Genomic DNA, 18,166 nt, shown 5'->3' on the forward strand with positions numbered 1-18,166 from the left:
CCTGAACGGCCTTCAATACACGGATCACTGGCTTGCCCACCTGGAAAGGTACAGGTTTGGTCTGCGTGGGTATGGCATTGGGGCAACCGGTTGCGCCGCGCGCGCGCCCTGGCTTAGGCTCTTGCATACAGGCCGGCCAGCGGCGGCACCAAGCGGGGCAAGGACCATGTCAGAGACGAAGACCTGGGGCGGCGCCCCGTTCTGGGGCCTGGGGTACAACTTCGATCCGCAATGGCTGCTGACCGACGAGCAGAGGGCCCTGCAGGAGAAGCTGATCGCGCTCTGCGAAAGCACGCTGCGCGCCAACGCGGTCGAGTCCGACCGCAACCTGATCTTTCCGCGCAAGAATTTCGAGGCGCTGGCCAAGCTGAACCTGCTGGGCCTGCTGGTGCCCAAGGAATGGGGCGGCCTGGGCCAGAACCATGTCTGTGCCGCGATGGTGGTGGAAACCATCGCCCGCTATGGCTGCGCGTCGACCGCCATGTGCTACACGATGCATTCGGGCGCCGTGGCCGCCGCCATGCTGCGGGCCAAGGGCAACCCTGCGATCGAGCCCATCATGCGAAAGCTGGACAGCGACGTGCTGGTCGGCACGCTGTCCTATTCCGATCCAGAGACGGGCAGCCATTTCTGGTACCCCGTGTCGTCCGGCGCCCAGGCGGTCGAGGGCGGCTGGAAGGTGCTGAAGAAGGCATCCTGGACGACGTCCGGCGGCTTTGCCGACTGGTACATCGTGCAGACGACAAGCCCCAATTTCGCTGGCAACTATTCGGACCTGTCCTGTTGGCTGATCCTGAAGGACGAGGTGACGTGCGATCCCTCGCAATGGGATGCGCTGGGCCTGCGCGGCAACCAGTCGGGCGCCATCCTGGTCGACAACGTGGTGATCCCCAAGGAGCGCCTGGTCGGTCCGGCGGGCGACGGCGCCTCCTCCAATGACGAAGCGGTGGACCCCTTCTTCCTGCTGCTGTCCTCGTCCTGCTGGAACGGGATCGCCCTTGGCCTGATCGACATTGCCAAGCGCCACACGACGGCGAAGCGCCATGCCGATGTCGGCATGCGCGTCGCCGACTACCCCACGATCCAGGACTATGTGGGGGAGGCGATCATGGACACCAACGCGTCCCGCATGTTCGCCTTCTCGTGCGGGCAACTGATGGACCAGGTCACCAACAATTGCGATTGGTCGATCCACGACGACGTCGCCAACCTGCCGCGCGCCGCGCACCTGCACTGGTACTGGCAGATCAAGTTCAACGCGGCCAAGAACGTCGCCCATGTGGCGGACAAGATGCTCCATGCCTGCGGCGGTACCGGCTACAAGAAGGAACTGGGGATCGAGCGCTATCTGCGCGATGCCAAGGCTGGCTGGGTCATGGGCCCCACGAACGAGGTGCTGCGCCAGTTCGTCGGCAAGCTGTCGCTGCTCGGCCCGGAATCGCTCGACTACTGGAACCAGTCGGTCAACGAGCGGGTCCTGAACAACGAGATCAAGAAGATGGACAAGGACGCCAAGCGCCGCCTGGCCGAGCAGCTCCTGGCCGAATCCCGCGCCGAAGCGGCGGAGTAGGCTTCTTACGCGTCGTGACCTCTCCCAACCGCTCATCTCCGCGAAGGCTGGGATCCAGAGCCACCAGGACCAGCGCTTGCGGCCCTTGGATCCCCGCCTTCGCGGGGATGAGCGGGGTGGGTTGTCGTCGCGTCTTCTTCAGGTGCCGCCCATGACCGCCGACGTCGTGGTGCTGGACCACGCTCTGGGCGCGTTGCGCGATGCCTTTATCGCGTGGCAGTGCCGGGTGCGGGCCTGGGCTGTGCGGCGCAATGGCGGGCGGCCCTTGCCCGGCATGTGCCCGCGCGTCCTTGGCGCGGATGGGGCGGAGATCCTGCCGGCGCTGACGACCGTCCTGCTGCCTGCCGACCCCAGGCGGGCAACGGCGCTGTTCCAGCAGATGCACAAGCGCACGCGCGACCCGCGCGAACGGCTGGAAAAGGCCCTGGAAATGCTGGCCGGTACCTTCTTCCAGAAGCCGGCGGAGTTTCATGACGAACTGACTGCCGTGTTCGCGCCGGGCTCGGCGACCGCGCGGCGGCTGCTCCTGGCGCGACGGGCCACGCTGGAATTCGCCGATTTCGCGCAAGGCTTCCGCATCCCCTGCCGGGTCGAGGCGCTGGCCCACGCCGATCTGGCCCGGCAGGGGACGTGGTGGCACAACGCCCTGTTCAACCCGGGCCTGGCGCCCGATGTCGAAATCCTGGCCCTGACCCCCATATGGGAAGACGCCGAGGCCATGGTGGAGGCTTGAGCGCGTGCCGGGATGTGACGCGCCGACAGCGCGTGCGGAACTTGGCCGGCTGCGACCAATCCTGATCGGAATTGTTTTTGCTTTTGGCGGTGGGCGAGACTAAACACGAACCGCCCATGGTCCTGCAAGCTTCCGATATGACGGCCGCCAACGACAGCCTCGACGCCCTGCGCGAGGAGATCGACGGGATCGATCGCGCGCTGCACGACCTGCTGATCCGCCGCTCGGAAGTGGTCCAGCGTGTCGCCCAGGCCAAGGCGCCGGGCAGCCCGATGATGCGTCCGGGGCGGGAGGCGCAGGTCCTGCGCCGGATTCTTGGCCGTCATCACGGCACCCTGCCGCGCCTTGTCGTGGCCCGCATCTGGCGCGAGATGATGTCCGCCTTCCTGCGGGTCCAGGCTCCGCTGGAAGTGGCTGTCTATGGTGCGCGCGACCCGATCGCGTATTGGGACGTGGCGCGCTCGCACTTCGGCTCCGGCACGCCGACCCATATCCACGAATCCCCCGCCCAGGTCCTGCGCGCGGTGAAGGAGAAGCCGAACGCCGTCGGCGTCCTGCCCGCGCCCGGCACGGGCGACGCCGAAAGCTGGTGGCCGTACCTGCGGGCAACCGGCCCCGGCGCGCTCCGCATCGTCGCCCTGCTGCCGTTCGTCACCGTGCCGGAGGGGCAGCCGGCGGGTCGCGTGTCCGCCGTGGTCGTGGCGCCGTTCGAGGCGGAAGCGACGGGGGAGGATCGTTCCTACCTGCTCGTCGCCTCGCGGACGGAGGTCAGCCGTGCCCGCGTCGTCGAGCGCGTGAACGCCGCGGGCTTTGCCGCCCGCTGCATCGACAGCCAGCCCGAGCGCCCGGGCGAGGATGAGGCCTGGCACCTGCTGGAGGTCGACGGCTTCGTCGCCCAGGACGATGCTCGCCTGGCCGCCCTGACCCAGAGCGATGGCGTGTCCGACGTCATCGTGGGCGGGGCCGTGGCCATACCCGTCGACGGGACCCATACGCCCCTTCACGCCGTCTGAGAGACACGCCCATGCTGGTTCCCCGGCCAGGGATCCTGGACATCGCCCCCTATGTCGGTGGCCGCTCGTCGGCGGGCGAGCGCCCCGTCACCAAGCTCTCGTCCAACGAGTCGGCGCTGGGCCCCAGCCCGAAGGCGCTGGCGGCCTATCGCGCGATCGAGGGGCTGCACCGCTATCCGGACGGCGGCTCGACCCTGCTGCGCGAGGCGCTGGCCCGCCACCACGGCATCGATGCCGCGCGTATCGTCTGCGGCAACGGGTCGGACGAACTGCTCAGCCTGTTGACCCGCGCCTATGCCGGCCCGGGGGACGAGGTGCTGTTCCCCCGTCACGGCTTCCTGATGTACCGCATCTCGGCCCTGACCGTTGGCGCGACCCCGGTCATCGCCGACGAGACGGACCTGAAGCCCGATGTCGATGCCCTGCTCGCCGCGGTCACGGCGCGGACGCGCGTCGTCTTCCTGGCCAATCCGGGCAATCCGACCGGGACCTACATCCCCGCGTCTGAGGTGAAGCGGCTCCAGGCTGGCCTGCCGGACAATGTCCTGCTGGTCGTCGATTCCGCCTATGCCGAGTTCTGCGAGGCCGAGGACTACGAGGCCGGCCGCGCCCTGGTCGACGCCCATCCCAACGTCGTCATGACGCGCACCTTCTCCAAGCTCTATGGCCTGGCGGGCCTGCGCCTGGGCTGGGCCTATGCGCAAGCCGGCGTGGTCGATGTGCTGAACCGCCTGCGCGGACCCTTCGACGTCAGCCTGCCGGCGCAGTTGGCGGGTGTTGCGGCGCTGGAGGACACCGACTTCGCCGAACAGGTCGTGCGCCACACGACACGGGAGCGCGACTGGCTCTATGCCACTCTGTCCCAGCTGGGGCTGGAGGTGGTACCGTCCGTCACCAACTTCATCCTGATCCGCTTCGGGACCGAGCCGGGACGCAGTGCGGCCGACGCCGACCGCTTCCTGACGGAGCGCGGCTTCCTGCTGCGCCGGGTCGATTCCTATGAACTGCCGCAATACCTGCGCCTGACCATCGGGACCGAGGCGGAGGACCGCGCCGTGGCCGAGGCGATCCGCGACTTCGTCCGCCAGGCCGGATGACGCAAGCCCCTCCGCGCCCACGGTCGCCGTTCGAGGCGCCCTTCGGAGCGATCCCCCTGTTCAGGCGCGTGGCGCTGATCGGCATCGGGTTGATCGGCTCGTCCATGGCCCGCGCGATCCGCGCGCAAGGCCTGGCGACGGAGATCGTCTGCGCCGCGCGCAGTGCGGAGACCCGCGCCGCCGCCCTGGGCCTGGGCCTGGTCGAGTCGTCGTACGAGGATCCGGCCGAGGCGGCCTCCGGCGCTGATCTGGTCGTGCTGTGCTCGCCTGTCGGGACCTATGGTGCCATCGCCCAGGCCATTGGCAAGGTGCTTGAGCCCGGTGCCATCGTCAGCGATGTCGGCTCGGTGAAGGGGGCGGTCGTGCGCGACGTCGGCCCCCATATCCCGGCGGGCGTCCACTTCGTGCCCGCCCATCCGATCGCAGGCACCGAGGAATCGGGACCCGCCTCGGGCTTTGCCGAGCTGTTCCAGAACCGCTGGTGCATCCTCACCCCGCCAGAGGGGGCGGACCCTGGCGCGGTCGAGCGGCTGAGCGCGCTGTGGCTGGCCATGGGCGCCCGCGTCGACGTGATGGACGCGGAGCACCACGACCTGGTCCTGGCCATCACCAGCCACGTGCCCCACCTGATCGCCTACAACATCGTCGGCACGGCGTCCGACCTGGAGCAGGTGACCCAGTCCGAGGTCGTGAAGTACAGCGCCGGCGGCTTCCGCGACTTCACCCGCATCGCGGCGTCTGACCCCACGATGTGGCGCGACATCTTCCTCAACAATCGCGACGCGGTGCTTGAGATGCTGGGCCGTTTCAGCGAGGACCTGACCGCGCTGCAGCGGGCGATCCGCTGGGGCGATGGCGACACCCTGTTCAACCTGTTCACCCGCACCCGCGCCATCCGCCGCGGCATCGTCGAGGCGGGACAGGAAACCCCGGCCCCCGACTTCGGGCGCCGCAAGGCCTGAGCGATACGCGGTGGCGGCGGCCTCAAAGGACCGGCTGCACCTGCGCGACGGGCGCCGGGCCCACGGACAGCGTGCCGTCCTGGATCGCAAAGGGGATCTGGGTCCGCCCGGCCTCGTCGCGTGCCGCCAAGCCGGCGATGGCCAGCGCGCCCTTCACCGCCTGGCCCGCCTGCGGCGCCACGCGGCCCTGGCTCACCAGGCTGTCGATCACGGCGTCCAGGCCGGCGGCGCGGACCACGCCCGCCCCTTGCGGCCGCAGCAGGTCGTCCAGGGCAAAGGTGCCATCGGCGACCAGGTCCAGCGATCCCGCCTTCAGGCCCGCCTGCGTCACCTCGACCACGCCGCCCGACCGCGACCACGCGGCCAGGTGGGGCCGGGTGGGTGCCGGGATCGCGGCGCCGCGCAGCGTGCCCACCAGGTCGGCCGCGTCGATCCGCGGCGGCAGGCCCTGGACCACTCCATCGGGCAGGGTCAGCGCCTGGGCCCGCGCGGCGATGGCCAGCGGCTGGCCGTCGTCGGTCATGCCGTGGAATTCGATCCGCTCGGCCGTGATCGGGCCGGGCAGCCAGGACGGCGTCAGGACCGGCGCCTTCAGGTCGACGTCCAGGCGCGCCAAGCGCCCTTCGGCAAAGCGCATGCTGGCCATCAGGGGGCCGCCGGACACGCCCAGCGTGCGCTGCCCGTCGCTCAGGCTGTGCGTCCCCTCGAACCCCAGGATCCAGTGGTTCAGGTTCCACGGCTGGGCATAGCCGGTCAGCCGGGTGCCGGACCAGCTGCCATCGGGCCGCGCCATGCGCGGATTGTCGATCACCACGACCAGGCGGAAGGGATAGCCCTCGACGCGCAGGGCCGACCACGACACCTCTGTCCCGCGGCTGCGTTCGTCCTGGGCCCAGGCGTCGATCCAATGGGGCATCTGGCCCGCAAGATAGAACCACACGCCGCTCCAGGCGGCAGCCAGCAGGGCAACGGCAAGGCCCAGACCGAGATAGCGCATGGCATCGACTTATAGAGGCAGGGCGCGCGCAGCACCACCGGTGCCTGTGCCGACGCCTGGCGCGGCGCCCACGCCGGCAACCACCGTGACCGCTGACCAGCCAGGCCCCGTCCTGCTTGGCCCCCACGAACTGCCGCGGCCGTTCCGCGTCTTTGCCTATGGCTCGCTGATGTGGCGACCGGGCTTTCCCGTGATCTCGGCGGAACCGGGCCTGCTGCGCGGCTGGCACCGCACGTTCTGCATCCGCTCGACCGACTATCGCGGGACACATGACTGCCCCGGCCTGGTCCTGGGCCTGGACGCCGGCGGCTCGTGCCGGGGCCGGGTCCTGACCGTGGCCGAGGCCGACGTGGGCGCAACCCTGGCCTATCTGCGGGACCGCGAACTGACCCCGCCCATCGTCTACCGCGAGGCGGTCCGCATGATCGAGACGGCGTCGGGGCGCTTGGCCGCCCTGTGCTATGTCGTCGACCGGCGACGCCCGAACTATGCCGGCAATCTCAGCCTGGAACAGCAGGCGGCCATGCTGGCGGTTGCCTGCGGGACGATGGGGACCAACCGCGAATACCTCTACAACACGCTGGCGCACCTGGACGAGATGGGGCTGCGCGAGACCGAACTGCACCGCCTGGCGCGGCTGGTGCCCCGCAGCCCCTGAGAGGCGGGGCCGGTGCCGCCCCGGGCGGACGATTGGCCCCCTTTCGCCCCGGCGTCAGGCATGCTTGCATGCGCCACGTCGGGCCCGGGTCGCCAGCAGCGACCATGACCAGGGGCCGCATTCAGGGGCTGGGGGCTCGCGATGCACTATTACTTCACCTCGGTGGTCACGGTCGCGGCCCTGGCCGTCTATGTCTGGACCTTCCTGGCGGTCGGGCGCGCCCGTACCCGCCTGGGTGTCAAGGCACCTGCCGTGGATGGGCCGGAGGAGTTCCAGCGTGTGCTGCGCGTGCAGACGAACACCGTGGAGCAGCTGATCCTGTTCCTGCCGGCGCTGTGGCTGTTCTCGATCTATGTGAACGTGACGATCGGCGGGCTGGCCGGCCTGGTCTGGTGTGCCGGGCGCGTCATCTATGCCCGCGACTACTGGAAGGCGGCCGAGCGCCGGGGCCTGGGCTTTGGCATCAGTTTCGTGGCCACGGCCTTCCTGCTGGTCGTCGCCGGCATCACCGTCCTGTGGGGCTTCCTGTTCTGGTAGGCCATGCCCGGCCCGCGGCGTCCTGAGCCACGGGCCGCGCGCCGGGCGGCCGCTGTCTCACGGGGGGCCGTTCAGGCGCATTTGGAATAGCCGCACGACGTGCAGGTGTCGCACCCCTCCATCCGGTGCAGGCTGGGCTGGCTGCAGCGGGGGCAGGTCCGGCCAACGGGTGCGCCGCCGGCGATCGCCACGGCCTTTGCCCCCGTCAGGTCCAGCGGCGCTTCCGCCCGGATGAAGCCGATCGCCACCAGGTGCTGCTCGATCACCTGGCCGATCGCGGCCAGCAGCGACGGGACATAGCGGCCGTTCATCCACTGCCCGCCGCGCGGGTCGAACACGGCCTTCAACTCCTCCACGACGAACGAGATGTCGCCACCGCGCCGGAACACCGCCGAGATCATGCGCGTGAGCGCCACGGTCCAGGCATAGTGCTCCATGTTCTTGGAGTTGATGAACACCTCGAACGGGCGGCGCCGGCCGTCCTGGATCACGTCGTTGATGGTGATGTAGATGGCATGGTCCGACTCGGGCCAGCGCACCTTGTAGGTCTGGCCCGGCAGCACTTCCGGCCGGTCCAGCGGCTGCGTCATCCACACCACGCCGCCCGCCTCGAACGGGTCGCGGGCGCGGGCATTGGCCAGTTCGGTCCGCTCCAGCGGCAGCTGGGTCTGGGCCGTCGCCTCGGCCGCCGGCTTCTCCGCGGGCACCGACAGGACGGAACCGGTGATGTCGTTGGGGCGATAGGTGGTGCAGCCCTTGCACCCCTGTTCGTAGGCCAGGGCGTAGATGTCCTTGAACGCCTCGAACGAGATGTCTTCCGGGCAGTTGATCGTCTTCGAGATCGAACTGTCGACATGGGCCTGGACTGCGGCCTGGACCCGGACATGGTCGGCCGGGCTCAGCGTCTGGGCGTCCACCATGTAGTCGGGCAGGGCCGTGCCCTCGCCGAACATGCGGCGGAACAGGCGATAGGCATAATCGCTCACCTCCTCCTCCACGCGACTGCCGTCCGGCATCAGCACCTTGCGCGTATAGGTGAAGGAGAAGACGGGCTCCAGCCCCGAGGAGACATTGTCCGCAAGCAGCGAGATCGTGCCGGTGGGCGCGATCGAGGTCAGCAGGGCATTGCGCACGCCATGCTCCCGGATCGCCGCGCGCACGTGCCCGGGCAGGCGGGCGACCGTGCCGCCGGCCAGGTACTGCTCCGCGTCGAACAGCGGGAACGGCCCCTTTTCCGCCGCGAGCTCGGCGGATGCCAGATAGGCACGCTCCTGGATCGTGCCCATCCACTGCTCGATCAGCTTCAGGCTCTCCGGCCCGCCATAGCGTGCCCGGCACAGGATCAACGCATCGGCCAGGCCCGTGACGCCCAGGCCGATGCGCCGCTTGGCGCGGGCCTCCAGCGCCTGCTGCTCCAGCGGAAAGCTGGAGACGTCGATCACGTCGTCCAGCGCCCGGACAGCCGTCGCGACCAGGTCGCCCAACTCGTCCAGGTCGATATGCGCGCCCTCCCCGAACGGCTCGCGCACCAGCTTGGCCAGATTCACCGACCCCAGCAGGCACGCCCCATAGGGTGGCAAAGGCTGTTCTCCACATGGATTGGTGGCATTGATTTCTTCACAATACCACAAATTGTTGAGGCGGTTCACCCGGTCGATGAAGATCACGCCCGGCTCCGCATAGGCGAAGGTCGCGCGCATGATCCGGTCCCACAGCGCCCGCGCGGGCAGCGTGCGATAGTCCACGCCGCCGAAGCGCAGGGTCCAGGGCTCGTCCCGCTCGACTGCCGTCATGAAGGCATCCGTCACCAGGACCGACAGGTTGAACATGCGCAGGCGGCCGGGCTCGCGCTTGGCCTCGATGAAGGCCTCGATGTCGGGGTGGTCGCAGGCCAGGCACGCCATCATGGCGCCGCGCCTGTGGCCGGCCGACATGATCGTGCGGCACATCGCGTCCCATACGTCCATGAACGACAAGGGGCCTGAGGCATCGGCCCCCACGCCCTTGACCGGCGCCCCCTTGGGCCGAAGCGTCGAAAAGTCGTAGCCGATGCCGCCGCCCGCCTGCATGGTCAGCGCCGCTTCCCGCAGGTGGGCGAAGATGCCCGACATGTCGTCGGGGATCGTGCCCATGACGAAGCAGTTGAAGAGCGTGACGCGGCGCGCCGACCCTGCGCCCGCGATGATCCGGCCAGCGGGAAGGAAACGGAAATCGGTCATTGCGGCGGCGAAGCGCTCGGCCTGGGCGGCGCGGATGCCCTCCGGCTCGGCCTGGGCGACGGCGCGGGCGATGCGGGCGAAGGTATCCTCGATCGTGGCATCGACCGGCGTGCCGTCCGGCCCCTTCAGCCGGTACTTCATGTCCCAGATCTGCTGGCTGATGGGCGCAATCGGCGGCACGGCGTGTACTACTCCACTGGAGGGGACCGGGCCGGCCATCATCGGTCCCGGTCCGGCCGTGCGCAAGCCGCCGATCGGCGCGCTTCAGTTCCTTATTTGTTCATGTCGCCCAGGTCTTGGTCAAGGCCGGATGAAGCACGGTCTCCAGCGACCCAGTGGTCGTATTTTGGCCGCATTTCCTCCCCACATTTAGCGTGAAAAGTTGCGTTCCTGATTCGTGCGGGACCCCAGATTTCGTGCGCCCGATTCGCTGCGTCGCATTGCCGGGGTTAGCCCATCGGGTGCCCTCAGCCATTGCGGAACGTGTAGCCATAGCCGTTCAGCGCCGGCGCGCCACCCAGGTGGGCATAGAGGATGCGGGACCCGGACGGGAAATAGCCGCGCTGCACCAGGTCGATCAGGCCCTGCATCGACTTCCCCTCATAGACGGGGTCGGTGATCATCCCCTCCAGCCGCGCGGTCAGGCGGATGGCCGCCTTCGTCTCTTCCGACGGCACGCCATAGACCGGATAGGCATAGTCCTCCTCCAGCACCACGTCCTCGGCCGTGATCTCGCGGCCCAGCTCGACCAGGGCGGCCGTCCTTTGCGCGATCTCCAGCACCTGGGCGCGCGTCTGGGCCGGCGTGAACGAGGCATCGATGCCGATCACGCGGCGCTCCCGCCCATCCCTGGCAAAGCCGACCAACATGCCGGCATGGGTGGACCCGGTCACCGTGCAGACGACGATATAGTCGAAGGCAAAGCCCAGCGCCGCCTCCTGCGCCCGCACCTCCTCGGCAAAGCCGACATAGCCGAGACCGCCCAGCGGATGGACCGAGGCGCCGGCCGGAATGGCATAGGGCCGCCCGCCCGCGGCCTTCACCTCGGCGATGGCCTCCTCCCAGCTGTGGCGGATGCCAATGTCGAAGCCGTCATCGACCAGGCGCACGTCCGCCCCCATCAGTCGGCTGAGCATGATGTTGCCGACCCGGTCATAGACGGCATCCTCGTGCGGGACCCAGGCCTCCTGCACCAGGCGGCACTTCAGGCCCAGCTTGGCCGCCACCGCCGCCACCATGCGCGTGTGGTTCGACTGCACGCCACCGATCGACACCAGCGTGTCGGCACCCGACTTCAGGATGTCGGGGACGATGTATTCCAGCTTGCGCAGCTTGTTCCCGCCATAGGCCAGGCCCGAATTGCAGTCGTCCCGCTTGGCGAAGATCTCGACCCCGCCGCCGAGATGGGCGGACAGGCGGCGCAGCGGCTCGATGGGCGAGGGGCCGAAGGTCAGGGGATAGCGTTCGAATTTTTCGAGCATGGCCGGCGCCGTCAGAAGCGGAAGACCCGGCACGCTAGCGCCATCCCCGCAGAAGGTGCTCCGTGAATGGTGCATCCTGGCCAAGAGATCATCGCCATATGATCCCAACTTCAGAAGAAAGATGGACTTTGGGGCAGGTTGGCAGAAGACTGTTCGGCGATGGCCGAGCCTGCCCCCTTCCCCGAACTCGGTGCCGTCGACCGGCGCATCCTGAAGGCCTTGCAGGATAACGGCCGCCTGTCGAATGCCGACCTGGCGAAGCAGGTGGGCCTGTCCCCCTCCGCCTGCTGGACCCATACGCGGCGGCTGTTCGAGGCGGGCGTCATCAAGGGTGTGCGGGCCCTGGTCGAGCCGCGCGCGGTCCAGCGGGAGACGGCCGTCCTGGTCGGGATCGTGCTCGACCGCTCGACCCCCGACAGCTTTGCCGCCTTCGCTGCGGCGGAGCGGGCGCTGCCCCAGGTCCTGGAATGCTTCCTGGTGGCGGGTGACGTCGACTATTTCCTGAAAATCCGGGTCAGCGACATCACCGCCTTCAACCGCTTCCATTCGGAGACCATCATCGCCCTGCCGGGCGTCCGCCAGGTCCGCACCTTCTTCGTGCTGGACGAGATCAAGGCAGACGGGCCTCTGGCATTCTGAGGCGGGGCGCGATCAGCCGAACATGCGGCGCCACAGGCCGCCCAGGCGGCTTTCCGGCGGCGACTGCGCCTCCTCCGGACCGAAGACCACGCCCATCCGGCCGCTCAGCCGATTGCGGATGCGCGCCATCTCTGACGCGCGCTGCGCGGGATCGGCGGAGAGCGGCTGCACGAAGTTGGCGGCCGTGGTCAGGGTATCGGCGCGATCGACGCTGCCCTTCAGGAAACTGACCGCGATCTGCGTCTCGCCCAGGGCGTGCACCTTGGTGATGCTGACCGTGTAGTCGCCCTTGGGCGTCGTGAAGCGCAGGCTGGCGCCGAGGAAGCCGGCGCCCCCGCTGGTCGTCTCCCACTCGCCGCCGCCGAGCCTTACGCTGGGGGAAGCGTCGAGCAGGGCCCGGATGTCGTCCTGGGCAGCTTCGAACGGAGTGCGGATCATGATCGACCTGGGAGTCTATACCCCCAGCCTGGCGCATTAACCTTGTTTCTGCATTGACCCCAGCGCGGCGGAACGGTTCCCGCGGACCGGTCAGGCCTGGCGGCTCAGACGGCGACCCGGCTCAGGCCAGCCAGTTCTCCCAGCGCAGGTCTGGCACGCGGCTGAACTCACGCACGTTCGCGCTGACCAGGACAAGATCGCGCGCCATCGCATGGGCGGCGATCAGGAAGTCGTAGTCGCCAATCACCTGCCCTTGTGCCTCCAGCCCGGCGCGCAGCCTGCCATAGATCTCATCGACAGGACGCTCCAACGGCAACACGTCCAGGCACGTCAGAAGTCCCTCCACCTCGGCTGTCAGGCGCGGAGACCCGCGCCGCGCAATGCCGAACCGCAGTTCGCCCGCGACGACGATGCTGGTGCAGATATTGGCTTCCCCCACCTCCGCAATGCGCGCAGCCACAAGACCCGAGGGATTGCGGATGAGATCGGACAATATGTTGGTATCAAGGAGATATCTGCTCATCACAGGTCGACCGCCCGCGGTGGACCTCGCTCAAGGCTGAGGTCCTCGTCCAGCGGCTCCCACGTCTTGAGCAGTTCAAGAAGGGAGGGGCGGGCGACCGGCTCCAGCACGAGGCGATTGCCCTCGCGGCGCAGGATCACCTCGGTCCCCGGCAATTCCAGGTCGCGCGGGATGCGCACCGCCTGGTTGCGACCATTGCGGAACAGCTTGGCAAGGCGTGGCTCGTCCATGGCGGCACCTCCTGCATGACCTATGCCTGAACATAGGCCGGAGAGGAGACAGCTTCAATCAGCGCAGGCGCCAGCGCTGGGCCCGGCGGAGCAGGCCGCGTGTCGCTAGTTCGTAGGACAGGCGGACCGTGGCGGCGGTGAAGAACAGCATCATCGCCATGGCGGCGGCCGGCGCCACGTCGCCCGCATCGTCCATGTTGAGAACGGCGATGGCGGCGAGCGTCGTGTGCGGCGAGTACAGGAACACGACAGCCGACACCGTCGTCATCGCGTTGACGAACAGGTACATGGAAATGTCCAGGATCGCCGGCAGGCAGACGGGCACGTTGACCGTCAGGAAAGTCCGCCAGGCAGGGACCTTGAGCGAGGCGGAGACCTGCTCGAACTCAGGATCCATCTGCTTCAACGCGGTGACAGCGGTCAGGTGCGCCACGGCATAGAAGTGGGCGACCGTGCACAGGACCATGATCGCCATCGTGTGGTAGAGGAACCGCAGCGGATTGGCGGGGTCGTTGAAGAAGAAGATGTAGCCCAGCCCCAGCGCCAGGCCCGGCACCGCCAGTGGCAGCAGCGCCATCATCTGAAGCCCCTGGCGCAGCGGCGGCAGGGTGCGCGTCTTCTCCACCAGCCAGGCGCCGGTGAAGACGATCGCCGTGCCGACCAGCGCGGTCCAGGCCGCCAGTTCCAGCGAATTCAGGTACGACGCCCAGCCGCCGCCATCCATGCGGTCGAAGTCGTAATGGCGCAGCGAGGGCGTGAAGTCATAGGGCCAGAACTTGATGATCGAGGCAAAGAAGGCGATGCCGATCATGCCCACCAGGATCGCGCTGACGCCCAGGCAGAAGACGAACATCACCCGGTCGACCACGGGGCGCACGCGCGGTTGGAACGGCACGATGCGGGCGGACACCTGGGCCGCCTGACGTCGTTCCACGATGCGCTGGATGACGAAGGCGCCGACCGCCGGCAGCAGCAGAAGAATGCCGACCACGGCACCCATCTGGAAGTTCTGCTGCCCGATCACCTGCTTGTAGATGTCGGTCGCCAGCATGTTGGTGCTGCCGCCGATGACCTTTGGCACGCCGAAATCGGTGATGACCAGGATGAACACGACGAGGAAGGCGCTGATCAGGCCGAACCGGGCACCCGGCAGCGTGACGGTCCAGAAGATCCGCGCGGGCCGGGCGCCCAGTGCCTCCGCCGCCTCGTACAGGCGCTGATCGGCCAGGGAGAGGGCGGTGACCAGGATGATCAGCGCGTGCGGGAAGGTCCAGAAGGCCGAGCCGATGACGATGCCGATGGGGCCATAGATGGTGTTGCCCATCAGCAGGGGGGTCATCAGCCCCTTGGCCCCGAACAGGTAGACCAGGCTGATCGCCGGCAGCAGCGACGGCGCCAGCAGCGGGATCTGCGCGATGGCGCGGAACGTCCTGCGTCCCGGCATGCGCGTCCGCGTCAGCGCATAGGCAAAGCCGAAGGCAAGTGTCACGCAGATCAGCGTGGCGATCAGGGACAGGCTGAGGCTGTTCCAGGCCGACGCGCTGAGGCCGGGTGTCGCGAAATAGGCGACGAAGTTGCCCAGGCCGACAAAGCCGCCGCCGCGGTCCTGGAAGGCCTTGGACAACAGGCCCCAGAGCGGCAGGACGACGCTGAGCAGCAGGAAGAGCAGCAGGGCAACCAGGCCGATGCGAGCGACGATGTCGTCGCGGCCGACCCGCTGCCGCACGCGCGGGGCGCGCCGCGCCGCCATGCCGGGCAGGGCGATGGTCATGCCGGTGTCGGGAACACCAGGATGCGCTCCGGCGGCAGCGCGATCCCCAGCGACTGGCCCGAGGCGATGCCCAGGTCGCGCACGTCGGTCAGCGACAGGGCGGCCGACAGGCTGAGATTGGTGCCGTCGACATGCACCGTGGTCAGGAAGTGGCTGCCCATGAACTCCATGATCCCGACCTGGCCCACCAGGCGGTTCGGCGCGTCCGGCGCGATGCCGCGCACCTGGATGTCCTCCGGCCGGATGCAGGCACTGACCCCCAGGCCGGGCGCGAAGGTCGTCGCCGGCTGGAAGGTGATGTGCGCCCCGCGCAGGTCGACGTGGCTGGCGTCGATCAGGTGGCCGTTCAGGAAGTTCATCTTGCCGATGAAGTCGGCGACGAAGGGGGTGGCGGGGGCGGCATAGATCTCGGTCGGCGTGCCGACCTGGTCGATGCGGCCCTTGTTCATGACCACGATCCGGTCGGCCATGGTCATGGCCTCCTCCTGATCGTGGGTGACCATGATCGTGGTGATGCCAAGCCGGCGCTGCAGGTCGCGGATCTCGCCCCGCAGGCGCGCGCGGACCCGCGCGTCGAGCGCCGACAAGGGCTCGTCCAGCAGCAGCAGGCCGGGCGACAGGGCCAGCGCACGGGCGATCGCCACGCGCTGCTGCTGGCCGCCGGACAGCTGCGCCGGGTACTTGTTGGCGTGCTCGGGCAGGCCGACCATGTCGAGCAGTTCATCCACGCGGGCGCGGATCTCGGCCCGCGGGCGGCCCCGGCTTTCCAGGCCATAGGCGATGTTGGCCCTGACCGTCAGGTTCGGGAACAGTGCATAGGATTGGAAGACGATCCCGAAGTCGCGGTCCTGCACGGCGAGCGCCGAGATGTCGCGGCCGTCCTGGAAGATCTGGCCCGACGTCTGCACGTCGAGGCCGGAAATCGCGCGCAGCAACGTCGTCTTGCCACAGCCCGAGGGGCCCAGGAAGCAGACGAACTCGCCCCGCATCACGTCCAGGTCGACCCCGTGCAGGACGGTGGCCGACCCGAACCGCTTGGTGACGCCGCGGACGCTGAGATAGGGAACCTCGCCCGTCTCAGGGTGAAGGCTCGCCATGGCAGGTCCGCGGTCCATCACGGAAGCTCCGCGCCGCTCAGGTCTTGGGCTCGGACTTGCTGTCGTAGCGCTTGCTCCACTCCGCCAGGATCCGGTCGCGGTTGGTCGCGGCCCAGGTGAAGTCGTTCTTGCCCAGCAGCGCCTCGACATCGCCCTCGACGAATTCCAGCGGCTTCTGGATGCCGGGGATGGCGACCACGGCATAACCCTTGGCATAGATCGCGTTGGCGGTCGGGCTGGCCGCCCAGTCGGCCAGGCGCTGCGCCGCCTCGGGCGTGTCGGTGGCCGCCAGGATCGCGGTCGCCTCCATGTCCCAGCCCAGGCCATCGGTCGGCAGGATCACGTCGATCGGCGCGCCATCGGCCTTGGTCTTGTTGCCGCGGTACTCGAACGACAGGCCGATCGCATATTCCCCGGCGCCCGCCTGGCGGCAGGGCTTGGACCCCGAATGGGTATAGGCGGCGATGTTCTCGTGCAGCTTGTCCATGTAGGCCCAGCCGGCGTCCTCACCCATCGACTGCAGCCAGTAGGACACCATCAGGTAGCCCGTGCCGGAGGAGGCGGGGTTGGGCATGCCGACCATGCCCTTGTACTCGGGCTTGGCCAGGTCGGCCCAGGTGGCCGGACGCGGCAGGCTCTTGGCCTCCGCCTCGGCCGTGTTGAAGCACATGGCGGACGCCCAGACGTCCATGCCCACCCACTTCGGCGGGTTGGCGGCATCGCGCATGTTCGGCTTGATCTGGTCCAGGCCCTTGGGCGCATAGGGCATCAGCATGCCCTCGGAATCGAGCAGCATGAGCGAGGTTGCGGCCAGGCCCCAGACCACGTCGGCGACGGGGGCTGCCTTCTCCGCCAGCAGCTTGGCCGTGACGACGCCGGTCGAATCGCGGACCCAGTTGATGGTGATGTCGGGATTGTCCTTCTCGAAGGCGGCCTTGTACTCGGCCAGCTGGTCCGCCTCGATCGCGGTATAGACCGTGAGCTCGGTCTGGGCCTGTGCCACGTTGGCGAAGGCCATGGCGGCCAGGGCCACGCCCGCCGCGAAGCTGCGATACAACATTCCGTCCGATCCCCTCAGGCTGAATGGTGATGCTTGTAGGGACGCTCCGTGACTCTGCAGTGACAGCTACGGTTCCGGCCCCGCCATGTCGAAACGCATACTCCGTTACAGTGCAGGAACGGGCTGCCTTCTGCCATGGCGACGTTGCGGAATCTGCGGCACGGGGGCCAACCGTCGCCGCCCCACCTGCGCCTCCTGCCATGCCGGGCGCAGGCCCTTGGGGCCTCGACCCTGGGCCTGGGCAGTCTGTAGAGTGCCCAGCAGAACAAGAAGGCCGGGACGCGCCGCCAGGGCGGCGGGCCTGGAGCACGAGACATCGCGGGGAAGGGGACGGGACATGAGGCATCGCGCAGGGACGGCGCCGCAGTGACGGTACGGGTGGAACGGGACGGTCCCGTCACGACCGTGATCATGAACCGGCCAGAGGCGCGCAACGCCGTCAACCGCCAGGCGGCCGACGAGCTGGTCGCGGCGTTCGCGGCTTTCGAGGCCGATGCCGAGGCGCGCGTTGCGGTCCTGTGCGGCGACAACGGCGTGTTCTGCGCCGGTGCCGACCTCAAGGCGGTCGCCACGGGGGACGGCGTCAACCGCATGTCGCCGGAAGGCGACGGCCCCATGGGACCGTCGCGCATGTGGCTGGCCAAGCCGGTGATCGCCGCGATCGACGGCCATGCCGTGGCCGGCGGCCTGGAGCTCGCGCTGTGGTGCGACCTGAGGGTGGTGGAGGCGGACGCGATCATGGGCGTCTTCTGCCGGCGCTGGGGCGTGCCCCTGATCGATGGCGGCACGGTGCGCCTGCCGCGCGTGGTCGGCATGGGCCGCGCGCTGGACCTGATCCTGACCGGCCGCGCGGTCGGAGCGGACGAGGCGCTGGCCATGGGCCTGGCCAACCGGGTGGTGCCCAGGGGCGAGGCGCGTCGCGCGGCCCAGGACCTGGCGCGCCAACTGGCCGCCCTGCCACAGGCCTGCATGCTGGCCGACCGGCAATCGGCATATGAGCAATGGTCGTTGAACCTGGATGCCGCCATCGCCAACGAGTTCCACCTGGGCAGCCAGGTCCTGGGCGAGGAGATGCGCGCCGGTGCCGCACGCTTCGCCGCCGGTGCGGGGCGGCACGGTGCCGCCGCGTCCTGACGAGATC

Annotated in this window: 18 protein-coding genes; 9 read left to right on the forward strand and 9 right to left on the reverse strand. The window is 68.7% G+C overall.

Annotation, left to right across the window (positions count from 1 at the left end; all coding sequences use genetic code 11):
• The first annotated feature begins 166 nt into the window (after positions 1-166).
• The 5 genes from ACI6GS_RS07550 (at position 167) to ACI6GS_RS07570 (ending at position 5,375) form a co-directional block, all read left to right on the forward strand.
• Positions 167-1,570 carry an acyl-CoA dehydrogenase family protein gene (locus ACI6GS_RS07550; protein ID WP_439817175.1) on the forward strand — a complete coding sequence of 468 codons (1,404 nt, stop codon included), beginning with the start codon at positions 167-169 and terminating at the stop codon, positions 1,568-1,570.
• Between the two features lie 151 nt (positions 1,571-1,721).
• A complete protein-coding gene (locus tag ACI6GS_RS07555; RefSeq protein WP_439817176.1) occupies positions 1,722-2,303 on the forward strand; it encodes a hypothetical protein in 582 nt (193 codons plus the stop codon).
• A gap of 137 nt (positions 2,304-2,440) precedes the next feature.
• Complete coding sequence (locus ACI6GS_RS07560; protein ID WP_439817177.1) at positions 2,441-3,316, forward strand: chorismate mutase; 876 nt, start codon at positions 2,441-2,443, stop codon at positions 3,314-3,316.
• A gap of 11 nt (positions 3,317-3,327) precedes the next feature.
• Positions 3,328-4,413, forward strand: coding sequence for a histidinol-phosphate transaminase (gene hisC / locus ACI6GS_RS07565; RefSeq protein ID WP_439817178.1), 1,086 nt, complete (start codon positions 3,328-3,330; stop codon positions 4,411-4,413).
• Positions 4,410-5,375, forward strand: a complete 966-nt coding sequence (locus tag ACI6GS_RS07570; RefSeq protein WP_439817179.1) for a prephenate/arogenate dehydrogenase family protein — start codon at positions 4,410-4,412, stop codon at positions 5,373-5,375. Before hisC ends, ACI6GS_RS07570 begins: the two co-directional genes overlap by 4 nt.
• Positions 5,376-5,397: 22 nt before the next feature.
• On the opposite strand, the gene ACI6GS_RS07575 is transcribed toward ACI6GS_RS07570, so the two are convergent.
• Entirely contained in the window at positions 5,398-6,372 is a 975-nt protein-coding gene (locus ACI6GS_RS07575; RefSeq protein WP_439817180.1) for a DUF2125 domain-containing protein, read from the reverse strand.
• An 85-nt stretch (positions 6,373-6,457) separates the two neighbouring features.
• Here ACI6GS_RS07575 and ACI6GS_RS07580 point away from each other — a divergent pair, with 85 nt between their 5' ends.
• The gene (locus tag ACI6GS_RS07580) at positions 6,458-7,030 is read left to right on the forward strand and encodes a gamma-glutamylcyclotransferase (protein WP_439817181.1); all 573 of its coding nucleotides are present in this window, start codon (positions 6,458-6,460) and stop codon (positions 7,028-7,030) included.
• A gap of 141 nt (positions 7,031-7,171) precedes the next feature.
• Positions 7,172-7,567 carry an MAPEG family protein gene (locus tag ACI6GS_RS07585; protein ID WP_439817182.1) on the forward strand — a complete coding sequence of 132 codons (396 nt, stop codon included), beginning with the start codon at positions 7,172-7,174 and terminating at the stop codon, positions 7,565-7,567.
• A 71-nt stretch (positions 7,568-7,638) separates the two neighbouring features.
• On the opposite strand, the gene ACI6GS_RS07590 is transcribed toward ACI6GS_RS07585, so the two are convergent.
• Together ACI6GS_RS07590 and ACI6GS_RS07595 are read right to left on the reverse strand one after the other, a co-directional pair.
• Positions 7,639-9,966: an adenosylcobalamin-dependent ribonucleoside-diphosphate reductase gene (locus ACI6GS_RS07590; RefSeq protein WP_439817183.1), complete on the reverse strand. Its 2,328-nt coding sequence runs from the start codon at positions 9,964-9,966 to the stop codon at positions 7,639-7,641.
• 287 nt (positions 9,967-10,253) lie between these two features.
• Positions 10,254-11,300, reverse strand: coding sequence for a 1-aminocyclopropane-1-carboxylate deaminase (locus tag ACI6GS_RS07595; RefSeq protein ID WP_439817184.1), 1,047 nt, complete (start codon positions 11,298-11,300; stop codon positions 10,254-10,256).
• Between the two features lie 126 nt (positions 11,301-11,426).
• On the opposite strand from ACI6GS_RS07595, the gene ACI6GS_RS07600 reads away from it, so the two are divergent.
• Positions 11,427-11,906, forward strand: a complete 480-nt coding sequence (locus tag ACI6GS_RS07600; protein WP_439817185.1) for an Lrp/AsnC family transcriptional regulator — start codon at positions 11,427-11,429, stop codon at positions 11,904-11,906.
• A 12-nt stretch (positions 11,907-11,918) separates the two neighbouring features.
• Here the strand turns inward: ACI6GS_RS07600 and ACI6GS_RS07605 are convergent, their stop codons facing one another.
• The 6 genes from ACI6GS_RS07605 to ACI6GS_RS07630 all read right to left on the reverse strand — a co-directional run bounded on the left by ACI6GS_RS07605 (position 11,919) and on the right by ACI6GS_RS07630 (position 17,025).
• Positions 11,919-12,344 (reverse strand): hypothetical protein, encoded by a 426-nt coding sequence (locus tag ACI6GS_RS07605; protein WP_439817186.1) that lies wholly within the window; start codon positions 12,342-12,344, stop codon positions 11,919-11,921.
• Positions 12,345-12,465: 121 nt separating this feature from the next.
• Complete coding sequence (locus tag ACI6GS_RS07610) at positions 12,466-12,867, reverse strand: type II toxin-antitoxin system VapC family toxin (protein WP_439817187.1); 402 nt, start codon at positions 12,865-12,867, stop codon at positions 12,466-12,468.
• A complete protein-coding gene (locus ACI6GS_RS07615) occupies positions 12,867-13,097 on the reverse strand; it encodes an antitoxin (RefSeq protein ID WP_439817188.1) in 231 nt (76 codons plus the stop codon). Before ACI6GS_RS07615 ends, ACI6GS_RS07610 begins: the two co-directional genes overlap by 1 nt.
• A 58-nt stretch (positions 13,098-13,155) precedes the next feature.
• Complete coding sequence (locus ACI6GS_RS07620) at positions 13,156-14,868, reverse strand: putative 2-aminoethylphosphonate ABC transporter permease subunit (RefSeq protein WP_439817189.1); 1,713 nt, start codon at positions 14,866-14,868, stop codon at positions 13,156-13,158.
• On the reverse strand, positions 14,865-15,965 hold the full coding sequence (locus ACI6GS_RS07625) for a putative 2-aminoethylphosphonate ABC transporter ATP-binding protein (RefSeq protein ID WP_439817190.1): 1,101 nt from the start codon (positions 15,963-15,965) through the stop codon (positions 14,865-14,867). Before ACI6GS_RS07625 ends, ACI6GS_RS07620 begins: the two co-directional genes overlap by 4 nt.
• A gap of 37 nt (positions 15,966-16,002) precedes the next feature.
• A complete protein-coding gene (locus ACI6GS_RS07630) occupies positions 16,003-17,025 on the reverse strand; it encodes a putative 2-aminoethylphosphonate ABC transporter substrate-binding protein (protein WP_439817191.1) in 1,023 nt (340 codons plus the stop codon).
• Between the two features lie 366 nt (positions 17,026-17,391).
• On the opposite strand from ACI6GS_RS07630, the gene ACI6GS_RS07635 reads away from it, so the two are divergent.
• Complete coding sequence (locus tag ACI6GS_RS07635) at positions 17,392-18,159, forward strand: crotonase/enoyl-CoA hydratase family protein (protein WP_439817192.1); 768 nt, start codon at positions 17,392-17,394, stop codon at positions 18,157-18,159.
• Positions 18,160-18,166 lie beyond the last annotated feature (7 nt).

The organism is Zavarzinia sp. CC-PAN008, assembly GCF_051903925.1.
In the GTDB taxonomy this organism is placed as follows: domain Bacteria; phylum Pseudomonadota; class Alphaproteobacteria; order Zavarziniales; family Zavarziniaceae.